Origin of the sequence: Pyxidicoccus xibeiensis (assembly GCF_024198175.1) — a bacterium.
GTDB lineage: Bacteria > Myxococcota > Myxococcia > Myxococcales > Myxococcaceae > Myxococcus > Myxococcus xibeiensis.
Genome location: NZ_JAJVKV010000026.1, coordinates 33,797 through 37,061, shown reverse-complemented (window position 1 = coordinate 37,061; position 3,265 = coordinate 33,797). Strand labels below are relative to the sequence as shown.

The following is a 3,265-nucleotide window of genomic DNA, read 5'->3' as shown; positions in this document are numbered from 1 at the left end:
GCAGTCCATGGAGGCGTCGTAGCCGCCGCCGAGCCGCTGGCGGCTGCCGCCGTCTGGAAGCGAAGGCACCGTGACAACCCCGGAGCTGCTAGTGGATGCCTCCTCCGAGGACTCTCCGCCGTCTGGAGGCGAAGGCATCGTGGCAACCGCCGAGCCACTATCGGATTCCTCCTCCGAGGCCACTCCTCCGTCTGGAGGCGAAGGCATCGTGGCAACCGCCGAGCCACTATCGGATTCCTCCTCCGAGGCCACTCCTCCGTCTGGATGCGGCGTGCCGCCAGGCCCCCGGGGCGCCGACTTCTCCCTGGGCCCCAGCGCCCGCCAGAGCGCCTCGGCTGACGCGTGCACTTCCTCCTCCGTGACTGAGCCTTCCCCCCTCGCCACTACCCGCCCCAGCTCCGCCAGCGCGCCCCACACCAGGCACGTCCTCGCCATCGCCGAACCTGGCTCCAGCACTCCTTCACGCTCGCCCTGGCTGACGACCTCCCGGACCAGGTCTCGCACCCGCCAGCCTCGCTCGTCGTCCGGCCCCTGCTCCGGACGGGCGTGCAGGAAGACGAAGCTGAAGACGCCGGGCATCCGCAACACGTAGGTGGCCAGCAGCCTCCAGAGGGCGAAGAAGCCTTCGCGAAAGCCCGCACCCTCGTCCGTGCTGGCCATCTGGAACTCGTAGCGCGCATACCGGAACAGCTCGTCATCGGAGAAGTCCCGAATGGCCAGCGCACAGCCGCGCTTGCTGCCATAGCGCCGGTACAGCGAGCCCACCGACATGCGCATCACCCGCGCCAGCTCCGCGGCCGGAGTCTTGTCGTAGCCCCGCTGCGCCATCACCGCCGCCGCCTCCTCCATCCGCGTGGCCATGAACTGCTGGTACAGCTCCATCATCTGCCCACCCCCTGCCGGACCGACCCGCCCGTGGAAGGAACGTTCCTTCCGCCAGCACCTTCCTACCGGGTGGGGCTGACATGCCGCCGGAGGACGACCAGCCAGGTCACCGGGCTCCAGCGCATGTGACTGGCCCACGTCGGGTCCTTCCGCCGGGTACCTGCACCCTCGCACCGGGAGTGGACCGGCGAAGTTCCCGGCGGGACTGCTAGGCTGACCGGCCAACGGAGCCGTGCGGACGGACTCCGGGACCTTTCACCCCGCTGGAGCACGCATCGTGATCGTCAACATCGAGGACCTTCGCCAGCGCGCCCGCCGACGGCTCCCCAAGGCCGTCTTCGACTATGTGGAGGGTGCCGCCGAGGACGGCTTCACGGCGGGCGCCAACCGGCGCAGCTTCGACAGGTACCTGTTTCGGGCGCGGGCGCTGGTGGACGTGAGCGTGGTGGACCGCACGACCACGGTGCTGGGTCAGAAGCTGGCGACGCCGCTCATTCTCGGCCCGACGGGGCTGGCGGGTCTGGTGGCGCCTCGGGGTGAGGAGCTGGCCGCGAAGGCCGCCGCGAGCCGGGGTGCCCTCTTCACGCTGAGCACCATGTCCATCGGCACCATCGAAGAGGTGGCCGCGGCGTCGCCATCGCCGCTCTGGTTCCAGCTCTATGTCTGGAGAGACCGGGGCGTCACGCGCTCGCTGGTGGAGCGGGCGAAGGCGGCGGGCTACCGCGCGCTGTGCCTCACCGTGGATGTGCCTGCCATGGGCAACCGGGAGAACGACCGGCGCAACGGCTTCACCATTCCGCCGCGAGTCACCTTCACCAACCTGCTGGACGTGGTGCGGCACCTGGGCTGGGTGCTGCGGATGTCCTCGAGTCCTCGCGCGACCTTCGGCAACTTCGTGGACCAGCCGGCGCTGAAGCGCACGGACGCTGTCGCCGTGGCGCAGTTCACCAACAACCAGTTCGACCCGTCGGTGACGTGGAAGGACGTGGAGTGGCTGCGCACGGTGTGGTCGGGGCCACTGGTGCTCAAGGGCATCTCGTGCGCCGAGGACGCGCGACGCGCGGCGGAGCTGGGCGTGGAGGCGCTCATCGTCTCCAACCATGGAGGCCGGCAGCTCGACTTCCTGCCCGGCGCGGTGGACGTGCTGCCGGAGGTGGTGGACGCAGTGGAGGGCAGGTCCGAGATCATCCTCGATGGAGGCATCCGCCGGGGCTCGGACGTGGTGAAGGCCATCGCCATGGGCGCACGGGCCTGCATGATTGGCCGGCCCTTCCTGTATGGCTTGGCGTCTTACGGACAGGCCGGGGTGGAGCTGGTGCTGGACATCCTCTCGAAGGAGATCGACCGGACGCTGGCGCTGCTCGGCCGGCCCAAGCTGTCGGAGCTGGACCGCTCGGCGCTCCGGGTGGACATGCCCGCGACGCTGGATGCGCCGGGTTCTTCGCTGCGCCTGGTAGAAGGGGCTCGCAAGCTGCCCGCGGACGGAACCCACGGGGGATAAGCCCGCCGGGACTTGCATCACGCCACATTCGGGTCCAACCTTTCAGGGTGGGCACTGGCTTGCCACCCTGGCACGTCAGACCCTCTTGATACTCCCGCTCCATGCACATGGAGACGGGCGTTGGGGAGCATGGGCAGTGATGGAACACAAGCCGGCCACCTACGCGGACCTGGAGGCGCTTCCCGACAACGTGGTCGGGGAGCTGATCGGTGGAGTGCTTCACGCCAGCCCCCGGCCGGCGGGGCGGCACACGGTCGCGGCGTCCCGACTGGAAATCGAGCTGGGCGGCCCGTTCGATTGAGGAAGAAACGGGCCCGGCGGGTGGATTCTGCTCGTGGAGCCGGAGCTCCACCTCGGAGAGGACGTGCTCGTCCCGGACCTGGCCGGCTGGCGTCGCGAGCGGATGCCCAGGCCTCCGAGGACCGCGGCCTACACCCTCGCTCCTGACTGGGTCTGCGAGGTGCTCTCTCCCTCCACCCAGGTGCGCGACCGCCAGGAGAAGCTGCCCGTGTACGCGCGTGAGGGCGTGCGTCACGTCTGGTTCGTGGACCCGGAGGCATGCACCGTGGAGGCATTCAGGCTGGAAGGCGCGGCCTATTCGCCGCTCGCCACACATGCGGGCCCGTCACTCGTTCGCATCGAGCCATTCGAAGCCGCCGAGTTGGAGCTCGCCTACCTCTGGGGCGAGACGTAGGCCCCGAGGGTAAAAACCCGTTACCCGAGGGCAGGTTGACGCCGCCCCCCGGTCCCCGTTACCTTCAGGGCTCCCGATGACGCACTCCACCCCGACCGCCGCGCTGTCCCTGAGCCGCTGCTGTCGGTCGTGTGCCTGTTGTGCCCTGTCGGGCCTGGGCTGTTGACGCGCGCACCGGACGCTTC

1 protein-coding gene and 2 pseudogenes are annotated in these 3,265 nt (G+C 69.5%); 2 read left to right on the top strand and 1 reads right to left on the bottom strand.

Annotation, left to right across the window (positions count from 1 at the left end):
* Window positions 1-723: 723 nt before the first annotated feature.
* A pseudogene (locus LXT23_RS50850) lies at window positions 724-849 on the bottom strand (helix-turn-helix domain-containing protein); the annotation flags it as partial.
* Window positions 850-1,162: 313 nt separating this feature from the next.
* Here LXT23_RS50850 and LXT23_RS47670 point away from each other — a divergent pair.
* A complete protein-coding gene (locus LXT23_RS47670) occupies window positions 1,163-2,386 on the top strand; it encodes an alpha-hydroxy acid oxidase (RefSeq protein ID WP_253987211.1) in 1,224 nt (407 codons plus the stop codon).
* Window positions 2,387-2,525: 139 nt separating this feature from the next.
* Window positions 2,526-3,080: pseudogene (locus LXT23_RS47665) on the top strand (Uma2 family endonuclease).
* Window positions 3,081-3,265 lie beyond the last annotated feature (185 nt).